Source organism: Paenibacillus sp. FW507-14B1B, from assembly GCF_058781425.1.
The window spans coordinates 41910-61584 of record NZ_JBYSWS010000009.1; the positions used below are offsets into that span (position 1 = coordinate 41910).

Annotated in this window: 24 protein-coding genes and 1 riboswitch; of the genes, 2 read left to right on the forward strand and 22 right to left on the reverse strand. The window is 44.2% G+C overall.

Going from position 1 to position 19675, the window contains the following annotated elements:
* Positions 1-28 precede the first annotated feature (28 nt).
* The 10 genes from purR to AC3WJJ_RS24975 form a co-directional block, all read right to left on the reverse strand.
* Positions 29-856, reverse strand: coding sequence for a pur operon repressor (gene purR / locus AC3WJJ_RS24930; protein ID WP_422659011.1), 828 nt, complete (start codon positions 854-856; stop codon positions 29-31).
* A gap of 102 nt (positions 857-958) precedes the next feature.
* Positions 959-1813 carry a 4-(cytidine 5'-diphospho)-2-C-methyl-D-erythritol kinase gene (gene ispE, locus AC3WJJ_RS24935; RefSeq protein ID WP_492544759.1) on the reverse strand — a complete coding sequence of 285 codons (855 nt, stop codon included), beginning with the start codon at positions 1811-1813 and terminating at the stop codon, positions 959-961.
* 200 nt (positions 1814-2013) lie between these two features.
* Complete coding sequence (locus AC3WJJ_RS24940; protein ID WP_422659009.1) at positions 2014-2196, reverse strand: small, acid-soluble spore protein, alpha/beta type; 183 nt, start codon at positions 2194-2196, stop codon at positions 2014-2016.
* 146 nt (positions 2197-2342) lie between these two features.
* A complete protein-coding gene (veg, locus tag AC3WJJ_RS24945; protein WP_422659008.1) occupies positions 2343-2618 on the reverse strand; it encodes a biofilm formation stimulator Veg in 276 nt (91 codons plus the stop codon).
* Positions 2619-2956: 338 nt separating this feature from the next.
* Positions 2957-3850: a sporulation peptidase YabG gene (gene yabG, locus AC3WJJ_RS24950; RefSeq protein ID WP_492544762.1), complete on the reverse strand. Its 894-nt coding sequence runs from the start codon at positions 3848-3850 to the stop codon at positions 2957-2959.
* A gap of 134 nt (positions 3851-3984) precedes the next feature.
* Positions 3985-4869, reverse strand: a complete 885-nt coding sequence (gene rsmA / locus AC3WJJ_RS24955; protein WP_492544764.1) for a 16S rRNA (adenine(1518)-N(6)/adenine(1519)-N(6))-dimethyltransferase RsmA — start codon at positions 4867-4869, stop codon at positions 3985-3987.
* Positions 4866-5417, reverse strand: coding sequence for a ribonuclease M5 (rnmV, locus tag AC3WJJ_RS24960; RefSeq protein WP_492544766.1), 552 nt, complete (start codon positions 5415-5417; stop codon positions 4866-4868). The genes rsmA and rnmV overlap by 4 nt, the downstream gene beginning before the upstream one ends.
* A gap of 119 nt (positions 5418-5536) precedes the next feature.
* The gene (locus AC3WJJ_RS24965) at positions 5537-6751 is read right to left on the reverse strand and encodes a resuscitation-promoting factor (RefSeq protein WP_492544768.1); all 1215 of its coding nucleotides are present in this window, start codon (positions 6749-6751) and stop codon (positions 5537-5539) included.
* A gap of 272 nt (positions 6752-7023) precedes the next feature.
* Positions 7024-7238, reverse strand: a riboswitch (cyclic di-AMP (ydaO/yuaA leader).
* A 200-nt stretch (positions 7239-7438) separates the two neighbouring features.
* A complete protein-coding gene (locus AC3WJJ_RS24970; RefSeq protein WP_492544770.1) occupies positions 7439-8206 on the reverse strand; it encodes a TatD family hydrolase in 768 nt (255 codons plus the stop codon).
* Between the two features lie 80 nt (positions 8207-8286).
* Positions 8287-9576, reverse strand: coding sequence for an HD domain-containing protein (locus tag AC3WJJ_RS24975; RefSeq protein WP_492544772.1), 1290 nt, complete (start codon positions 9574-9576; stop codon positions 8287-8289).
* A gap of 322 nt (positions 9577-9898) precedes the next feature.
* On the opposite strand from AC3WJJ_RS24975, the gene AC3WJJ_RS24980 reads away from it, so the two are divergent.
* Positions 9899-10153, forward strand: coding sequence for an AbrB/MazE/SpoVT family DNA-binding domain-containing protein (locus tag AC3WJJ_RS24980; RefSeq protein ID WP_054956706.1), 255 nt, complete (start codon positions 9899-9901; stop codon positions 10151-10153).
* A 107-nt stretch (positions 10154-10260) separates the two neighbouring features.
* Here AC3WJJ_RS24980 and rsmI read toward each other — a convergent pair whose 3' ends face one another.
* From rsmI to AC3WJJ_RS25030, 10 genes are all read right to left on the reverse strand, one after another.
* The gene (gene rsmI, locus AC3WJJ_RS24985; protein WP_492544775.1) at positions 10261-11151 is read right to left on the reverse strand and encodes a 16S rRNA (cytidine(1402)-2'-O)-methyltransferase; all 891 of its coding nucleotides are present in this window, start codon (positions 11149-11151) and stop codon (positions 10261-10263) included.
* Positions 11148-11909 carry a tRNA1(Val) (adenine(37)-N6)-methyltransferase gene (locus tag AC3WJJ_RS24990; RefSeq protein WP_492544777.1) on the reverse strand — a complete coding sequence of 254 codons (762 nt, stop codon included), beginning with the start codon at positions 11907-11909 and terminating at the stop codon, positions 11148-11150. Before AC3WJJ_RS24990 ends, rsmI begins: the two co-directional genes overlap by 4 nt.
* Positions 11910-12080: 171 nt before the next feature.
* Positions 12081-12452, reverse strand: a complete 372-nt coding sequence (yabA, locus tag AC3WJJ_RS24995) for a DNA replication initiation control protein YabA (RefSeq protein ID WP_422658999.1) — start codon at positions 12450-12452, stop codon at positions 12081-12083.
* A 32-nt stretch (positions 12453-12484) separates the two neighbouring features.
* On the reverse strand, positions 12485-13285 hold the full coding sequence (locus tag AC3WJJ_RS25000; RefSeq protein ID WP_492544779.1) for a PSP1 domain-containing protein: 801 nt from the start codon (positions 13283-13285) through the stop codon (positions 12485-12487).
* A 59-nt stretch (positions 13286-13344) separates the two neighbouring features.
* Positions 13345-14328, reverse strand: coding sequence for a DNA polymerase III subunit delta' (holB, locus tag AC3WJJ_RS25005; RefSeq protein WP_492544781.1), 984 nt, complete (start codon positions 14326-14328; stop codon positions 13345-13347).
* Between the two features lie 85 nt (positions 14329-14413).
* Positions 14414-14857, reverse strand: a complete 444-nt coding sequence (locus AC3WJJ_RS25010) for a YaaR family protein (protein WP_492544783.1) — start codon at positions 14855-14857, stop codon at positions 14414-14416.
* 277 nt (positions 14858-15134) lie between these two features.
* Positions 15135-15464 (reverse strand): cyclic di-AMP receptor DarA, encoded by a 330-nt coding sequence (darA, locus tag AC3WJJ_RS25015; protein ID WP_422658995.1) that lies wholly within the window; start codon positions 15462-15464, stop codon positions 15135-15137.
* A 70-nt stretch (positions 15465-15534) separates the two neighbouring features.
* A complete protein-coding gene (tmk, locus tag AC3WJJ_RS25020) occupies positions 15535-16176 on the reverse strand; it encodes a dTMP kinase (protein WP_492544786.1) in 642 nt (213 codons plus the stop codon).
* Positions 16173-17759 carry an aminotransferase class I/II-fold pyridoxal phosphate-dependent enzyme gene (locus AC3WJJ_RS25025; RefSeq protein WP_492544788.1) on the reverse strand — a complete coding sequence of 529 codons (1587 nt, stop codon included), beginning with the start codon at positions 17757-17759 and terminating at the stop codon, positions 16173-16175. The genes tmk and AC3WJJ_RS25025 overlap by 4 nt, the downstream gene beginning before the upstream one ends.
* Before the next feature lie 149 nt (positions 17760-17908).
* Positions 17909-18094, reverse strand: coding sequence for a sigma factor G inhibitor Gin (locus AC3WJJ_RS25030; RefSeq protein WP_492544790.1), 186 nt, complete (start codon positions 18092-18094; stop codon positions 17909-17911).
* A gap of 219 nt (positions 18095-18313) precedes the next feature.
* Between AC3WJJ_RS25030 and AC3WJJ_RS25035 the strand changes: the two genes are divergently transcribed.
* A complete protein-coding gene (locus tag AC3WJJ_RS25035) occupies positions 18314-18838 on the forward strand; it encodes a hypothetical protein (protein ID WP_492544792.1) in 525 nt (174 codons plus the stop codon).
* A 50-nt stretch (positions 18839-18888) separates the two neighbouring features.
* On the opposite strand, the gene AC3WJJ_RS25040 is transcribed toward AC3WJJ_RS25035, so the two are convergent.
* Positions 18889-19317 carry a hypothetical protein gene (locus AC3WJJ_RS25040; protein WP_422658990.1) on the reverse strand — a complete coding sequence of 143 codons (429 nt, stop codon included), beginning with the start codon at positions 19315-19317 and terminating at the stop codon, positions 18889-18891.
* An 86-nt stretch (positions 19318-19403) separates the two neighbouring features.
* Positions 19404-19675 (reverse strand): hypothetical protein (locus tag AC3WJJ_RS25045; RefSeq protein WP_492544795.1); only part of this gene is annotated, 272 nt, incomplete at its 5' end.

Here is a 19675-nt window from a genome sequence, read left to right on the forward strand (position 1 = left end):
CTATTATTATCGACAAATACCGTCAGACCTATTTTTCGAAATAATTCCCGGGACTAACGGTAATCATCTTGCTCTTGGAATCTACATCCGAGAGTCTCGCAAGAGAAATATAGTTCTGCAGTAACCGTTCCTCCGACTCAACCGCTCCTGATTCGAGAAGTACACCAACACCAGCCACATCAGCATTAAATTCAGCCAGTAAATCCATCATTCCTTGGATGGTACCACCTGCTTTCATGAAATCATCCACGATCAGCACTCGAGATCGTTCTTTTAGCGCTCTACGAGAAAGAGACATGGTGTGTATGCTCTTATGTGACCCTGAGACGTAATTAATGCTTACTGCAGACCCTTCCGTCACTTGATGGTCACGGCGCACAAGAACAACCGGCAGATTAAGCTGCGCGGCCGTAGCATATGCAAGTGGAATCCCTTTAGTTTCAACTGTCATCACAACATCAATATCTCGATCTGAAAATGCAGTCGCAAAGATCTTCCCCGCTTCATTCATTAAAGAGGGCTCTCCCAGAAGGTCAGACATATACAAATAGCCGCCAGGTAGAATCCGGTCCGTTTGCTGTAGCTTGTGGCATAGCTCTTGGGCAAAAGAAAGTGCATGGTCTTTACGCAGCTTCGGAATGTATTTCACACCTCCTGCTGCTCCAGCCAGCGTCTGCAATTCTCCAATCCCATCATCTTCGAATACTTCCTTGATGATTGCTAAATCCTCACTAATGGATGACTTAGCCGCCCCATATCGTTCTGCAAACGTAGTTAGCGGGATTAAAGTATGGGGTTCAGATAATAAATATTGGGTCATATCGACCAATCGTTCACTTCGTTTAAGTTTTTTCACTTGGTTTCTTCCTCGCTAAATCCGAATATTATACTGTAAATATAACATCTTTGTACGCCTTTCCACAAGGTTACACGGAACTACTCTCATAGCTCATCACATTTATGTGAGCAGTCTAACCGCATAAACCTCTTTACAAAATCCTCTAAGACCATTATAAATCCGAGCAACCTTGGACTCTTTGGCTACCAAGCCAAACACAGTAGGTCCACTGCCGGACATAAGTACTCCATCAGCACCAAGCTTAATCATTGCATCTTTTAATTGTTGTACCTCAGGATGCAATTTTAGAGTAACCTCCTCCAGCACATTACCTAGAGATCTACACATCTCCTGGAAATTGCCTTCCTCTAAAGCTGCAACCATATCTCTGGCTGATGGGTGATGCTGAATGTTATCGCTACGCAAGCGACCATATACTTCAGCTGTTGAGACATTAATCGGAGGTTTAGCAACTACCGCCCAGCACTGAGGAGGACTCGGTACTGGTGTCAGTAATTCTCCTCTACCTGTAGCAAGCGCAGATCCGCCTGTAACACAGAAAGGAACATCTGAACCTAATTCAGCCCCCAGTGACAGAAGCTCTGCAAGAGGGATATTCAGATTCCAGAGCCGGTTTAGCCCACGGAGAGTAGCGGCTGCATCGCTGCTTCCACCAGCTAGGCCAGCAGCAACCGGGATTTTTTTGTCCAGATGAATATGTACACCCTGTCGAACGTCATACCGTTCCTTGATTAGCCTAGCCGCCTGAAAAGCCAGGTTCTTCTCATCCAGGGGAATATAACCCGCCTGACTCGTAATGATGATCGTATCTCTTGGCTGTTCTGACATCTCTAGTCGATCAGCCAAATCGATCATTGTCATGACCATTTCCACTTCGTGAAAACCGTCAGGCCTCTTATGAAGTACATCAAGCATTAAATTTATCTTTGCAGGCGCTTTTTCGTATATTTTCAAGAAGGTTCACCTATCCTTAGCTTTTCCCATAAGCACAACTTAACACATTACAGAAAAAACTTCTAATGACTTTATATTATCAAACAGGCGTCATGAAGTCATTTTTCCATACGCATATTAATCCAAAAAATTTATGAAAAAACGTATGAAATATAAGGAAGGGACCTCCTAGCTGCGGAAGTCCCTTATAATGCTTAAGATTAACGATCTGATTGGCGTGCTGCTCGTTCTGCAAGCTCTATTGCCTTTTTAACCATGTTGCCCGCATCACTTGCTTTGATCCCGCCCCAGCCTTCCTTCTGCACCGTATCATAGAACCCTAGCTCTTTGGCCAGCTCGGTCTTTAGTTCTTCCGACATCATACTCCGTCTTCTTCGGCTCATGTGTATGCTTGCCTCCTATTGAATAATAGTGATGATGGCTTTGGTTCCCCTTTATTATGTACATAGAGCACGGCTCCTCATTCTTCATCTTCATGGCAACAAAAAACAGCACCCGCATGACGGACGCTGTTCTGCATTACATAAAGTTATGACTTGATATAGGTTATACGCAATTGGCAGTCTTCGTCTAACACCATGATTTCCACCGTCTCGGTTAACACATCTGCATAACTATAAGACACTCGTTTAAAGGTTTGCTGATCTTGATCTAACTTTACAATGAAAACAGAAGGGTACGTTTCTTCCAAAACACCAGTACGCTCAACGGTCTTACGGCGACCACCGTTTGCCCGCAGCGTAATTTTTTGCCCAAGATGAGCATCCAAACTGCGTTTGATTTCCAACAGCGCATTTTTAGCCATTGTCGACGACCACCTCTTTCCTTGTCCATTATACCAATTTACCAAGTCAATGTCAAATCAAAACCATTAATTATATCAGCATCAAAAATATCTTGTCAACGAATTTTTTTTGAACATTTAAATGTCGAGCGTAGATCCGTTATTATGCGCAAAACCGACAACAAATATGTACATATTGCTCAATTTATCACAGCTTGTCCTCTTTATAAGCATGCTGACAAATACCTGATGCTTTTCGTTTGTAGTATGTCTAACTTGAACCTAAAAAACCCCTAATACAGGGGTTTTTTTAGATACTCTTTTTTCCACTTCTGCGAAAGTGAGCTTGAACACTGTATTTAGCTAACCGATGGAGTCACTTTCAGCGTAGATAGGTCATTTAGACGCGGCAACCCAATTCGATAAGTCCCACGGGTCTCAATACCGCCCACGCCCTGACTGCCACTTATCGTATTGTGTAGCACGTCATTCATGTTGACTGTTTCACGAACGGATGTATACGCCGCTTTAGCAGCAACATAAACGGGATCAAGTGCATGAATGAGCACACGTCCTGGTGAGCTTGCAAAATTAGCCCCTGCCTGTAATAGCGCCTCAAAATGAGATTGGCATGCTCCTGCCACAACAACAAGCGTATCCAAATTTCGTTCATACTGCCTTGCTACTTGGATCGCTTGCACAAAGTTCTGAGAATTTTTATAGCTGTCCAGGCTATATAGGTCACGAGATTGACTTCTTTTCAAGACACCATCATGCCCAGTAATAACAACAATATCTGGACGAACACGCGGCAACATGCGGTACAGAGCTTCCGCCATGGTCGACTCGTGGATATAGTGACCTTCAGCTGGAACCCGAAGCTGATTGTATAAGCTAAGGCTCTTTTTTAAGTAAAGGGGATCTCCATCAAGATGCAACACCTTACCGGGAACGTCAAAATAGCCCTTCTCACCGGATCCCCATTCACTTCTTAAATCTGCCAGACGCCTTTCGCTTTGCTCCTGGCGGTATTTTTGCAGGCGGGTTAACGACTCATTCGCTTTAATTTGCGCCTGTTTCGTCCGTTCGCTCATCGTAGGATGCGGCACTTGTACCAGGTCCCCAAGGGGCGCGTCGGCCAGCAGCCGAAAGTCCGTTCCTTTGATGATGGCTGTGTTCTGCTGCACACCTTCCACTCGGAACGTGACATCGCCGCCGTACGATCTACGAATGACCAAGTCTCCAAAATTCATCACAATATCACCCCTACCTCCATCGTATGGGCATCTGTATCGATTGGTTCGTATACCTTTGCAAAATATCCAAGAAAGCTCCAAATAAAAAAGACGCAGCCTATAGCTGCGCCTCACCTTGCTTCATCTGTCTATTAACGTATACCCGCGCTGAGCAGCACACGGCTAAGACGGGCGTACTCCTCGATACTAAGTGTCTCACCACGTCTAGATGGCTCAATTTCAGCCTCCTGTAATAGCTGTTCCAAACGCTCACGTCCCTCTCCTGGGAAAAAGCGGCTCTTCAGGTTATTAGCAATCGTCTTACGACGCTGAGCAAATGAAGCCTGTACCACCTCAAAGAAATGAGCCTCATCATCAACCTCAACTGGAGGGTTCTCCCGAACCTGCAGACGAATCACAGCAGACTCTACATTCGGCTGAGGAATAAATACAGTATGAGGAACCGTACATACAAGCTTCGGCTCACTATAATACTGAACAGCGATGCTCAGACTACCATAGTCTTTGCTTCCTGGCGAAGCTGCCATACGTACAGCAACTTCTTTTTGAATCATAACCACGATATTCTCCAGTGGCAGTTTCTCTTCGAGCAGCTTCATCAGAATCGGAGTCGTAACATAATACGGCAGATTCGCTACAACACTTACCTTAGATACACCGTCAAAATGCTCGCGGAACAACTCTTGCAGATCCACTTTAAGCACATCTCCATGATGCACTCGTACATTCGGATAGGGTTCTAGAACCTCCTTAAGGATTGGTATAAGCCTCTGATCGATCTCTACGGCTGTAACCGCTCCTGCAGTCTGTGCAAGCTTCTCTGTTAGAGCACCAATCCCTGGTCCGATTTCTAGCGCTCCTTTATCTTTATCCAGGCCTGCAGCCTCTACAATTTTGTACAATATATTTTGATCGATAAGAAAATTCTGGCCTAGACTCTTCTTAAAAGAAAAACCATTGCGCGAAATAATCTCCTTCGTTCTTCTCGGGGTTGAAATCTCCTCAATACGTGTCATATTTCCGTACCTCCCTCTTCCAGCTGGGCAAGCGCTGATGCAAATTCTTCGCGTGATATTTGAAACATGGCTAGACGCTTGTGAAACTGTTTGCCATTACAATACCCAATACCAAGCAGATTGCCCATGATCATCCGTCTGGCAGCAGCCTGAGGATGCACAATTAGACCCGCTTCAAGTAAGTCATCAAGTCCAATCAAGCTCTCTGATCCCTCAAACGACGTATGCACGCGTTCAAGGGCATGCCGGATAGATTCCGGCGAAGCATTCTCCACCCCAATGTCTCCTCGGCGTGTTGCGTCTGCTTCTGGGATAAAAGCGTGTTTGCATCCAGGAACCTTGGTATCAATGATCTTGCGAATTCGCTCACCTGCATGATCGGGATCCGTTAAGATAATAACTCCGCGCCGCTCCTGTGCTAGCGCAATTCGTTTCAGTATACGGCTGTTAATGGCCGATCCCCCGGTTTCAATCGTGTCTGCCTCTACTGCCCGTTTGATGGCAACTGTATCATCCCGGCCTTCCACGACAATCACTTCTTTGATCATTCGTACGTTCTTCCTTCCCAAAACAAAAGAAGAGGATAAATCATCCTCTTCTTAGCATCACATTCATATTAATTAAATAGTATAGCATTAGCATGGCATTGTAAAACGAAAATCATGCGTTAGTTAAGCTCCGGCTTAACTGGACCGATCACATAAACCGTGCGACCGCTCTTGCGTCCAAAATTAAGTGCCGCCTTAAGTGAATCATAGTACACATCGATTTTGTTACCCTTGATGGCACCACCTGTATCTTCAGCACGGCGGAAGCCAACGCCCTCAATATATACCCACCAGCCGATCGGAATCACATTCGGATCCACTGCAATCGTACGCCCTTCCGTTACACGAGTACCAGAAGCAGTGCGGGTACCGATGCCACTCTCTTCAGCAGAATATGCTGTCATCGAAACGTTATTTAATACCTTTTTATATTCGAAATCAACACCGGCTCTAGACACCACATTATTCGCTTTTTCCTTAGTGGCTACCGATTTAGTTGCTGACTTCGCTTGGGATGGTGTAGAAGCCGTTCTGGATACAGTTGCTTTATCTGCTTGTGCAGATACAGTTTCGACAACTGGTTTCTCAGGCACTACAACCTTTTTAGTTCCAACTGCAATAATTTTATCCTTCGTCTTCCGCTGTACTTCTTTCTTAATAACCTTCTTCGAGATAAACTTCCCATCCTCGTATACCTTCTCAATGTGGTGGACCACAATGCCTGGCGCTCCACTCTGCAATACACGGTTATCTCCTTTTTCCAAAGAAGGGTCTGCCGTCTTAATCACTCGGAAAGCACGATTCTCAGTCTGTTTAACAGTTTGTTTCGTGACGCGCACGACTCTGATTTCCTCTTGACCGACAAGTTTTGTATCTAGAGAAGGTTTCACTGTATCTTCGCCCTTGATTGAAATACCCGTTTCTTTGAGTACATTTCCAACCGTATCTTGGGTAGTAAATATTGTATTTTGTTTGCCGTCTGCGTTCACCGTAACCGGTATTGCGCGTTTGATAATAATACGGTCTCCATCTTGGAGTACACCATTTAACGGCATAGAAACCTCATCCTGAGGAGTCAGGGAAATAGCTTGCTCATCCAGCACTTCATGCAGCAAAGCTCCATGGGTTTCTACTGTGGTGATTCGGCCATCAACCACAAGTTGAATCTCTTTGCCCGCCCGATTGTGAGCAACCAGCATAACGAGCAATGTAATTGCGATGGCGCCAATGGCGGCCAGCATTAGTTGACGCAAATTCTCATGCTTCCATCGTAATGCGTAAGACATGCTGGATGATTGTGATTCATGGGTCTCTTCGTGTTGAAAAATGCCCACTATGTCATCCTCCTTCATAGCCCCGCCGTCTAGGTAACGCATGATTGCATTTGACGCGACTATAGCAAATTGTCTCACAGAGTGCTCTGCTATCTATCTACACCCTGCGTTATTCCCCGTCTTCCCGTCCACACAACCGTCACCTCCTGTTTACCAACAGTATGACGGCACCCTCTCCAATATTCTAAAATAAAAGAAAGCCAAAGAAAGAGTTATAGAGACTCTTTCGTGGCTTCCTGATGTCTACAATCTGGAAATGGTATGCACGAGTTTGCCTCTCTTACTTGCGCTTACGGAGTTAGCTGTCGGGTTCGGACGTAAGAGAGACGCCCTATCTCAAGTCATCCGCTCATGGCGGCTGCCCTCAAATTCACCCCAAAGACCCAAAAAGAAATCACATACAGTTCAGCTTTGCATCTCTGCCAGCTATCCATGTATTGGTTCCCCCGTTCTCCAAATTCACTTGGAGATTAAGCGAGACGGTTCATAAAATATTCAGCTGTTCAATTTCGATCAGCTTCCTATCACTGAAAAGATGATATCCTGTTTCGATACAGGTTGTAAAGCAACAATCAACCACATTTTTTCAGGTAAAAGGTTAAAATATTGTAATATAGTCGCCTTTTTTGATTAAAAAACTTTAATTGGTCGCTAATGCTCTGTTTTTCATCCGCTTTACTCTCGATTTCAAATTATTCCAAATCGTTCCATTGCATTTCTGGTTGTAATTAAACCTAATTCTTCCAGAGACAACCCTTTTATGTCAGCTGCCACCTCTGCTACAAGACGGACGTGTGCAGACTCATTTCGCTTCCCGCGAAACGGATGTGGTGTTAAATATGGAGAGTCGGTTTCGATGAGCAATCGGTCCAATGGAACCTGTGCTAGGACCTCTTTGGGCTGTCTTGCATTCTTGAACGTAATGGGTCCCCCGAATGAAAGATGAAAGCCCATATCAAGACACAACTTGGCTGTTTCCCAACTGCCGGAAAATGAGTGCATCACCCCTCCGACCTCAGATGCTTTTTCTTCTTTCAAAATCTTCACGATATCTTCATGCGCATCCCGATTATGAATTACAATCGGCATATTCAGTTCCCGAGCAAGTCCAATCTGACAACGAAGAACCTGGTGCTGAACCTCCTTAGGTGAGGTATCCCAATGATAATCCAGGCCGATTTCACCGATAGCCACGACTTTCTCATGATGGCAAAGAGAGGTGATCCATTCTAAATCTCCGTCTTTCATCGTAATTGCATCTACAGGGTGCCAACCTACAGCAGCATAAATAAATTCATAAGTTTCCGCTAATTTCATGGTGGTAGGGATCGTCTCTCGATTAAAACCAATATTAATCATATGGGTTACGCCAGCTTCAAGCGCGCGACCTATAACCTCCTCGCGATCTTCGTCGAATTCAGGGGCATCTAGATGTGTATGTGTGTCGAATAACATTATGATATAATCTCCTCTCATGTCGCAGACCAGCCCAAAGAACTGCTGGTGTTTATTATTTACTATTCTGTTGATGCTGATTATTTAATTTGCTCAAACACAGAAGCGATATCTTTAGGCAACGTGTTTAGTACAGGTCTTACCTTTTCCTCGGGAAAATACAAGCGGTAGCGTCCACGATGGATTCCACTAATGGAACGTACAATATCTGATACTTCAGAAATCTCCCGTACATGGTCATGTTTATCTAGTAGCAGAATCTGTTTATCACTCTCAGGCGAGCCTGAATGAAATTCATCATAAGGAAGATCGGTTGGATAATCAATCTCAAAGTCATATTTCGGGTTTAATCCCGCTTCTTGAAAGGCTTGGCGGATCCCGTCGATGGTCTCCATATCAATCGTGTCGATTTCTACATATTTATAGAGACAACGATTCATAAAACGACCGCATAAATCACTCAGAAGCTCATCCTTCTCCTCAGTCCACTGTAGAAAACTTGTCTGTATCAAAGCCTCGTCTAAACGCAAATACTGACCGACAGTAATGTCGCCTTCAAATAAAGAAGGAAGTGGATCTACCATAAATTTAAAAATAAATCCTTCTTGATATAGCTCCTTTGCTCTTTTGAATATTTGCCGCAAAATAATTTCAGAGCTCCGTGTAACGGGATGAAAATATACCTGCCAATACATCTGATATCTGGACATCAGATAATCCTCTACAGCATGCATGCCTGATTCTTTCACAACTACGCGATCACGATACGGACGAAGCATACGCAGTATCCGGTCTATATCAATAGTTCCATAATTAACGCCGGTATAATAAGCATCTCGTAGCAAGTAATCCATCCGATCTGCATCAAGGGGACTTGTAACGAGATTAATAACAATAGGCTTTTCATATGTCTTGTTAATAACAGAGGCTACTCTTTTCGGAAATTCAAAGTCCACTTCCCGTAAAACGCTGTTCACATTCGTATCTCCAAGAACAATACGACAGGTCCAATCCTCGTGGTTCATATGAAATGCTTCTTCTATAGAATGAGAAAAAGGTCCGTGGCCTATGTCATGAAGCAGTGCCGCACATAATGTCAATAGACGCTCTTCCTTCGGCCAATCTGGATAACCACTTCGTTCAAATTGAGAAATGATTCTTCTCGTTATTTCATATACACCAAGTGAGTGTGAAAATCGACTATGCTCAGCTCCATGAAATGTCAGGAAGGAAGTCCCAAGTTGCCTTACCCGACGAAGCCGCTGAAATTCAGGTGTATTAATTAACCGCCAAATGATGTCGTCCTGAACATGAATATAGTTATGAACCGGATCTTTAAACACTTTTTCCTCGCTAATTGGCAAATGCATGGTCCTTCATCTCCTATTCCTAAACTACGAATTCATCGCTTTAACACTTTTTTTGATATATAATGTCGAATGATGTCGAAGTAAGTAAAAAGGTGTTTTCCAAATCAATATGAGTAAAACGAAGTCAATTAACCTACTACATTTGACATTTTCCTAGTAAAATAGAGGGTTTTGTTCACTATAATTTCGTAAATAAGTTTCTTATTTTCAAAATTATAGGTTGACTGATTTGGGAATCGTTGGTACTATAAATAACATAAAACATAGAACAATGTCGAATTATGACTTTTTTAAATTATGGCGAGAGGGGCATCAATCAGTTATGATGAAATCAACAGGTATTGTAAGAAAGGTAGACGAACTAGGACGGGTCGTTATTCCAATTGAACTCCGCCGTACACTAGGAATTGGTGAGAAAGACGCCTTGGAAATCTACGTTGATGGTGAGCGCATTATGCTCAAGAAATATGAGCCTGCTTGCATCTTCTGTGGTAACGCAGAGAATGTAACTTACTTCAAAGGTAAAATTGTTTGTAACGAATGTATCTCTGAAATTCCATCACCTGTGACAAATTAAGAAACATAGTATATAATAGTTTTAATCAAATTGTTAATTCTAACCTTTTTCATATCTCCTTGATGCCTTCCTCGGCTTGAACCCAGCCGAAGGAAGGTATTTTTTTGTTATTTATCTAACAAAGAATTATAAATATCACGTTTGGAGACTCCCCGATCGGATGCCGTTTTTTTCATCGCATCTTTTCGGCTCATTCCACTGTCTTCATAATGCTTCACATGTTCTTCAAGGGTTAGTTCCTGCCACCAAGAGTTTTGTTCTCGTAGTTCTTCTTCTTTACTTGCTCCTTCAACCACAATAACGTACTCCCCAAGTGGTGGATGTTCTTCTAGCCAATCCAAGCATTGCGGAATTGATCCTCTTACAAACTCCTCATACCTCTTGGTTAATTCGCGTGCAAGAGTGACTTGGCGATCACCAAGTACTTCTTGCATGATCTCTAATGTTTTCTTTACCCTGTGGGGGGATTCGTAGAACAATAACGTACCCTGTGCGGCTTGGAAAATAGACAATTGAGCAATAATATCCTTCTTATCTCTAGGTAAAAATCCTACAAACGTAAAACGTTCGGTCGACAAGCCCGAGGCAATGAGACCTGAAAGAGCAGCATTCGCTCCCGGAATCGGAATCACTGAGATACCCTCGGCAATAGCAAGTCTAACAAGGTCTGATCCAGGGTCAGAAATGGCCGGTAGACCCGCATCGCTCACGATGGCTACATTTTTTCCTTCTATTATATAGCGTATAATTTCAGGCCCACTTGCTCCCTTATTATGCTCATGGTAACTAAACAATTGCTTAGGCTGAATTTCGAAGTGAGTGAGTAGTTTACGCGTCTGTCGTGTATCCTCTGCAGCGATAATGTCACACTCCTGGAGCATACGTACAGCACGGTAAGTCATATCCTCTAAATTCCCAATCGGAGTTGCAACCAGATACAAGGATCCAGGTTCCCCCTCCTTACGAACAGCAAAGCTATTTTGACAGGTCAGGTTCATGATTTTCCCTCGCTTGTTCCGTAATAAACTTCCATCATCTCTTTACAATAGTTGCCTTCATCGTCATAAACAATCAATGGTGGTTGCAAACGCACCTCTGGTTTACCATCCTTAATACATTCAATGAGTACCATATTCGCCTCCATATGAAGTCTAGGATGGACAAAACGAATAATCTTCGGCTCTAAACGGTATTTTTGCATGAGACTGATGATTTCTGCAAGACGCAGCGGTTTATGGACCATGCTTAGCTTACCACCCGGACGAAGTAGTCTTGATCCTGACTGAATAACCTCTTCAAGCGTGCAGTGAATCTCATGTCTTGCGATCGCTTGGTGTTGATTGAGCTTAATATCACTGCCGTTCAGGGGCATATAAGGCGGATTAACGGTTATCGCATCATATACACCGTATCCTGTTTCCAAGTATAATTCCCTCAGGTCTCCCTCTCGAATGATAACCCGATCCTGTAAATCATTCATCACTACACTTCGTCTCGCCATATCAGCTAACCTTGGCTGAATTTCGATCCCTTCAATGACCGCCTTAGTACGTGTAGTAAGCAGCAAAGGAACCACACCGTTACCCGTACACATATCGAGAATACGTCCCCGCTGTGGAATGCTCGCAAAGCGTGCCAGCAAGACAGCATCCATAGAAAAGCTAAATACCTCATCACTCTGAATAATACCTATATCTTGTGTCAGAAGATCATCAATTCGCTCTGAACTGTGTAAAAGTACTTCTTGTTTCATCATCCCAACCCTTTACCCGCTTAATGTTATAAATGGCAGAAACGGCTGCGTCCTGATCTCATGACTGCAACCGCTTCTGATATTAGAATGCCAGATAAGTTTACACTTTACTATGATGGTATACATCTATATCTCTTCAGAAAAAAACCGTAGGCGGTTTTCTCCTACGGTTTCTTACTTGTTCAAAAAGGACAGGCAGAAGAGGCAATCCCCTTCCGTTCGCAAGTGTCCATAATAGACATTGCAGATATGAAAGCCTTCATGATACAGTCGGGCGAGGTTATCATATCCTTCCCCGACAACATCCTCCACGCTTTCCTCATTCTTAACAAGTTGAGGCTGCTTATGTGGGGATGTCGTTTCCGATTCTGCCGACTGAACTTCCCTCTTAAAAACTTTCCGGAGCTGTTCATTTTCAAGGCTGAGACGATGGTTGTCTTCCAGCAATTCCTTGATGACCAGCTTTAGTTCACCCAGTTCACTGTGCATGTGTCCCATCTGTGATTCCATCTCTTGAATGCGCACAAAAATGTTTTTCTTTTCCAAGATTACACCCCGAAAGTAACCGTTATATTGGTCTACTTGATGACCACGTCATCCAAAGGAAGTTCCTTGACCTTACCGATTTCAAACAGCTGTACATGTACAGTCCGTTTGTCCGCATTTAGGCCGACCACTTTGCCATCTCCAAGTGAGGTGACAACAAATTTACCCACGGACGGAAGTTCTTCCTTAACGCTTTCATAATTGTCATGCTCAAATTTCAAACAACACATCAGTCTTCCACATAGACCGGAAATTTTGGTAGGATTCAGTGATAGACTCTGATCCTTCGCCATCTTAATCGATACCGGTTCAAAATCACCGAGCCATGACGAGCAGCACAGTACGCGTCCACACGGTCCTAAGCCTCCGAGCATTTTGGCCTCATCACGTACGCCGATCTGACGTAGTTCAATTCTTGTCCGAAATATACCGGCAAGATCCTTAACTAATTCCCTGAAATCAACACGGCCTTCCGCTGTGAAGTAAAAAATGATCTTGTTGCGGTCGAATGTGAACTCTACATCGACCAGCTTCATTTTTAAAGCGTGATCTCGGATTTTATTTAAACAGGTTGTAAATGCATCCTTGGCCGCCAGCTTATTCTCTTCTACCACACGGGCATCAGATTCGCCAGCAATTCGGATCACCTTCTTCAGCGGGAGAACCACATCCGATTCCTGTACCTCTTTCTTTCCTATAACAACTTGGCCATATTCGATACCGCGAGCTGTTTCCACGATAACCGATTGTTCCTTCTCCACTGGAAGATCCAGTGGGTCGAAGTAATAAATTTTGCCCGCTTTTTTAAAACGGACACCCACTACACTGTACAAAAATTAACCCCCTTGTTAGCCCGTACATTTTGGCCATTCCTAGGATATTGGGGGTTGTCTCACGCCTGAGTTCCGCCCAAACCCATTAATAACTGCTCGAGACAGAGCTGCCCGTTGACATTGTAACGTAACTTCTTCTGACACTCTGCGGCCAAATCCATGTAGGAGACCCACTGTGCCGTGCTGCGGGCTGACGCGTGACCGGAGATAAACTCGGCCTGATCTATGAAAACGAGACGATCTTGCCTTCCGTATTGGACATGTATCATATCCTTGAACCATAAATGGAACAAACTGAACAGTATGTCCAGATGTTCGGAGAGCCCTGACTTGAACACTTTCTGGCTAGCTGTGATCATAGCTGCACCAGTGCGGTTCAAAGACTCCTTCCCTAATTGTAACATTACGTTTCTAATTTCTGCAAACCAATTCTCATTCAAAATTTTCTTACATCCCTCAAGCCCTGAGGCCAGTTGAACCGCACAGCGTACAAGGGCTGATGGATAACCTTCACTTACGAGAACTTGTTCCATCATTTCAGGATTTAGCGCCCGAAAAGGAACCGTCTGCGAGCGTGATTGTATCGTAGGAAGTAGAGCTTGTCCATTCTCGGCAATCAGTATAGCTACGGCCGGAACTTGTGGCTCCTCAAGAAATTTCAATAAGCTGTTTGCAGCCTGAACTGTCATTTTGTCCGCATGATTTATAATATAAACCTTTGGATTGTTCTTCTCAGAACGATAAGAGAAAATCCGCTGTAATTCACGGATCTGGTCGATTTTGATGCTAGCCCCATCCGGTTCAACCAGCGTTAAATCTGGATGGTTTCCGTGTTCCACCTTTCGGCACTCCAGACATTCACCACATGCATCATCCAGACTTTCCGTACAGAATAATGCTTTGGCAAAGGTCATCGCAGTCTCCAGCTGCCCCGCGCCGTTTGGACCACTGAACAGATAAGCATGGCTAACGGCTTCACGCCGCAGCGCATTCTGAAGCAACTGTTTAGCAGCCTCCTGGCCTAATATATCGTTAAAAGACATAAGTCCTCTCTCTTTCTGCTTCTAATAGAAACGGCATGTTCTATTCGTGATCGTTGATAAACTCTGCTTATCCGTTTCTATATTTCTAAAAAACTAAATTGATCAGCATTCCCCGAATTTCTCCAATTTTACCGAGTAACTCAATTTTTCCTTGCTCACTTTCTAGTAGCTCATCTGCTAACGTGAGTAGCATGGAATCAATCTCATCAATTACATTATACCGTTTACCACGGCCCCGACGATCCCATCCGCGTGTCTCTTTCATAGAAACACCCCGGCGAACGGTCTCCTCCAAAAATCTCTTAACCATTAGACGATATGCCTTTAATTCTCGAATCGTCATTGCTCGAGCTAATCGGTCACCCTGCAATGCGATTTCACGCATCTGACGCCCTAGCTCCTCTCTGGAAGCTTTCTCACCTTGCTGATACATCATGTCGGAAAATGCCTTTTGCTGGATCGGTTTAGTGTTACTATCCGGGACCGACAATTCACTTTTTATGGGCCTGAAGCCCGGATTGATCTTCACCGAAATCTACCGCCTTTACTGACTCCATAATTAAATATCGGGGACAATCATGCTATGAAATAACATTTGCAATCGGTCCCCAATAAACGGTATTTCAAAATTGCTCTACCTTCATAAACAATCATTTTCATATAGAACGGGTAGATGTCTTTATTATGATATCAGAACTTGATCTTCTTTTGGCGACAAGCCTTCAAATACCGCAAGAAAAACATCCAGATTAACAAAATAATCTATAACAGGCTCATCTTAATACAAATTAACGCACTTCAATGCATTAAAAATGTTCAAACCGTTCAACAGGAAGTACAAATACAGTAGCTCCACCCACCTGCACTTCAACGGGTAGTGGCAAATAGGAGTCCGTTGTACCACTCATTGGTGTAACCGGAGTAACAAGCTGTTCACGTACTTTACAACTTGTGCGGATAACATTCATGACACTTTCCACCTGACCATCATCTACCCCGATCATAAACGTGGTGTTGCCGGCTTTCAGAAACCCTCCGGTACTTGCCAGTTTCGTTGCCCGGAAATTTGCTTTAACGAGCCCTGCCGAAAGACGGTTGCTGTCCTTATCCTGTACAATCGCAACGATCAATTTCATGGTGCAATCCCTCCGTTTTCATAGTATGGCATAACGAAATGCCTAGTATATATTTATTTGACATACATCCTCAAAAATCCTTTAAAACCGCGCTTTCCAGCACACGAATCATCTCGCGTTCGACTTGTGATGGTGATTTTGATGCATCAACTACCTTAATTCTATTGGGATATTGATCTGCTAAGTGTTTATACCCATCTCTCACCATACGGTGAAACGCTAAACTTTCCATGTCCAGGCGGTTAATTTCGCGATCTCCATTCGCCATAATACGAGAAAGTCCCTCTTCAGGATCAATATCTAGTAGTATCGTAAGATCTGGCATTCGCTTATCGATAGCGAACTGGTTAATTGCCCATACTTCCTCAATGCCAATCCCCCGAGCCATCCCTTGGTAGACCAGACTACTGTCGACAAAACGATCACAAATGACAGTTAATCCTTCAGCTAACGCTGGTTCCACCTTCTCCACAAGATGCTGTCTGCGAGCAGCCGCATACAATAAGGCCTCCGTCCGTGCATCCATACTCGTATGTTCCGGATTTAGAATGATAGAACGAATCTTCTCCGCAATATCGATGCCGCCAGGCTCGCGAGTAATGAGGTAAGGAATAGAATTATTTTGCATGAAGGCAGCTAGTCTTCCAATCATTGTGGTTTTGCCTGAACCTTCCCCTCCCTCAATCGTAATAAATAATGGTTTGCGGTTCATATCGTTCCCTGCTTTCTTGAATTCTTGTATACGAGAATGGTCCTGATCGTATGATCTTCAGCGCCTTGGCATTTGGCTCCCGCATCTCTTAAGGCGATAAGCCGATTAGCGATCTCTTCTGTAATCTGCTCACCGGAATATAAAATTGGAATACCAGGTGGATATGGGATCACCATTTCAGCAGCGATTCTCCCCCCACAGTGCTCTACAAGAACAGATTCAATTTGATCCCGATCTTGAGGTGTCAGGCTAAACTGAACCAGCTCCGAAAATGGCGCTGCATTTCTAGAAATGTTCCACGTGGAAACATCGGATAGCACGGATAAGGGTTGATTGGGGATGTCTTCGGGTGACGTTGAGGCCACCTCTTCCTCTACAATATGCTGGAGTGCCCATAAGAGGTGATTCACATCCTCTTCCGTCGACCCTAAAGTAAAGAGCAAAACGACATATCGTTCGTCGCTCATCTCTGGGACACAGCCGCGCGCTTCAAGCGCGTGCTGGAGTCCATAGCCGCTCAGGGCCCCGGTGCGGTCATAAATGACCGCTTTGAACGGGTCCTGGCGCGTGTATGCTGCCGCATGTATTTGCGGCGGCTGGGCTTGTCCGCCGGCCGTGGCTGCGGCGGCGGTCAGCTCGGGCTGCGGCGGTTGCAGCAGCCCGAAGCGCGGCAGCGTAGCTAGGCCGCGCTTTAGCGCCTTCACGGCAGCGAAGCCCGCTCTGAAGGCGCTTGGGCCCTGCGCGTGGAGCAGGCGCCGGGCAAGATCAAGCGAGGCCATCACGGGGTATGATGGGCTCGAGCTCTGCACCATAGCAAGCCGCTGGCGCAGCAGGCGCCGATCGAGCAGCTTTCCTTGTACATGCAGCATCGCTCCCATGGTCATCGCAGCAAGCATTTTGTGTGTGGACTGCACCACACCATCTGCTCCACTAGCAAGTGCACTTTCCGGCAAATCCGGATGCATTCCAAAATGTGCACCATGTGCCTCATCTACAAGCAGTGGAATATGATAACCATGGCATAAATCAGCTATCTCCCGTAAACTACTGCTCATTCCGTAATAGTTAGGTGATGTGATTAAGACGCCCTTCGCCTCCGGATAGGCGGTTAAAGCCGATTTTAGCGTCTCCGTCGATGGAATAACTGCAAGTCCACTGCCTTCATCTATCTCTGGATCCAGAAACACCGCTTTCGTTCCAGCAAGCATCAATCCATTCAAAACAGACTTATGGACATTGCGCTGAAGTAAGAGTATATCACCTGGCTGCGTGCACACAGTAAGAATCATTGCCAGGTTGCCTGAGGTACTTCCTCCAACGAGGAAAAAACTCTCCTCTGCCCCAAAACAATCAGCAGCAAGCTCCTGCGCCTCACGAATTACACCTTCTGGATGATGGAGATCATCCGTCCCACTAATCTCTGTAACATCTATTTTCATAACTTCGCTTAATAGTTCAGCCCCGCCAAAATCCTCATACGCTTTTCCATTCTTATGACCGGGGACATGAAATGACTTCTTACCGCTGCTGCTATATGCAAGTAACGCCTCTACCAGCGGTGCTTTGCCTCTATTTATATTCATTTAAGAATTTCCTTCCGGTAAAGATCCAATCCCTCTACTCTATTTTATCGTAAAATGTATCTTACGCCTATGCCTCCCGAATATCCAATAATCGCTGATCCCAACAAAAAAAGGCCTCTCGATTTCAGGCCTCCAATCTCTATGTCTCTCTAAACCTTACTCGGCATCTCGATCTGCTTCAACTGGTGAATAAAAAAATGATATTTCGAATCCTCCGCATTCGTATGCACAATCTCAGACTCGCAATCCTCACATACAAATTGGGATACGATCGTAATGCCTTCTTTTTTACTCTGGCTGCATATAATACAGACGCGTTCATTCATCTCTTCCATGAGCCATCCCACCTTGTTTCTTTTACTATTAGTATGACACAGTTTCTATTATTTTAAACATTTTCATAGTATCTCTTTCTGCCTTATAAGTATATGTATTTAATTCTTCATGGTGTCTGTACCTAAAGCGCTTCACAAAAATAAGAATTAGACCGATAAAAAACATAAAAGACTTTATTTAATACACACAATGCCCTTTAAAGGAGGCAAGCAACCTCGATGGCAGAACAACCTCATGGACAAGCTACCTTTTATCAATACCGATTACTCAAAAAAATACCTCTCTCCAAACATTTGACCAGTCTATATCTTATCTTGCCATGTGCAGCAGTCGCATCAGAAATGTTTATTCTATCGTGGGACAGCTTTCTTTACTTTTTTCTCGCATTTGTATTAATACTATGGATTCATTTTGTAATTGGTCGATCCGTATTGTTCTTCTTAGGTTCCATCTATCAGAAAAAATGGCGGTTTTCCCTTAAGACGCCTTGGCTAGGCTATATGCCTGACCAGCATGTAAGCTCCTATGTCTTTGCCAAAGTCCAATTACATACCGCCTGGATCAGCACCTGTTTATTCGGAATTATGGCTTTCTGGTCACCTCTATCATTTATAGTGTCCATTCTGTTCTGGCACTTATGGCTGCTTGTCCCGCGATATTATGCACTCCTACGCTTCTCAGACCAACCTAAGGATGGCATGCTAAAGTTCAGCGATCAGGATATCTCATACTATAAGCAATAAACTTATATACATAAAAATAAAAGATCTCATCCGAAACGGATTGAGATCTTTTATTTTTTACTTTCTAAGCCTTGAATCGCCTCTTTTTTTAGAGGTGCGGGTACCGTTATAATTAAAAAGTCGTCATGCACTGTGAGATGAACGATACTTTTTCCCTTTTCGAACACCAAAGATGAGCCCTTCTGTTCTTCCTTCTTCTCTTTCCAGCCCCATGATTCGATTACATTGATATAAGGCTCTGGTAGACTCTCGGACTCTTTCAATCCTGGCAGAGCATAGCGAACATAATCCAGATCACTGTTCCCTTTCGTTTGCTCCGTCTTATTCGCTTCCTTAGGTATCGGGAAAGATTTAACATTGGCAGCTCCGTCAAATGACTCCCAAGATGGCTGCGCTGATGCACCACACCCAGAACCCAAGATCAGAATAGCGCCTGCACAAAATAAAGCTGCAAGCCGCAGTCGACTATTATGAAACATACATTATCCTCCTTCCTCCACCTTAACCAGTTCTTCGTTGAAAAGGCATCGTTAGTTTGGTTAATGGAGAAACTTCCATTCAGGCCTTATATCCTAGAGCCTGCGTAAACCGGAAATATATAGGTAATAGTTCCCTGGCTTTTGATTAATTCTATTATACTGATTTTTATCAATATAACGGTAACAAAATCTTCATCAGTTAACGTCATCTTTTGCTTGTTTCGAGCCAAAATAAGCAAAAAACAAATAAAAACCACCATCGATTGCATCGACAGTGGTTTTTCGCTTGGCGACGTCCTACTCTCCCGGGACCCTTCGGTCCAAGTACCATCGGCGCTGGAAGGCTTAACGGTCGTGT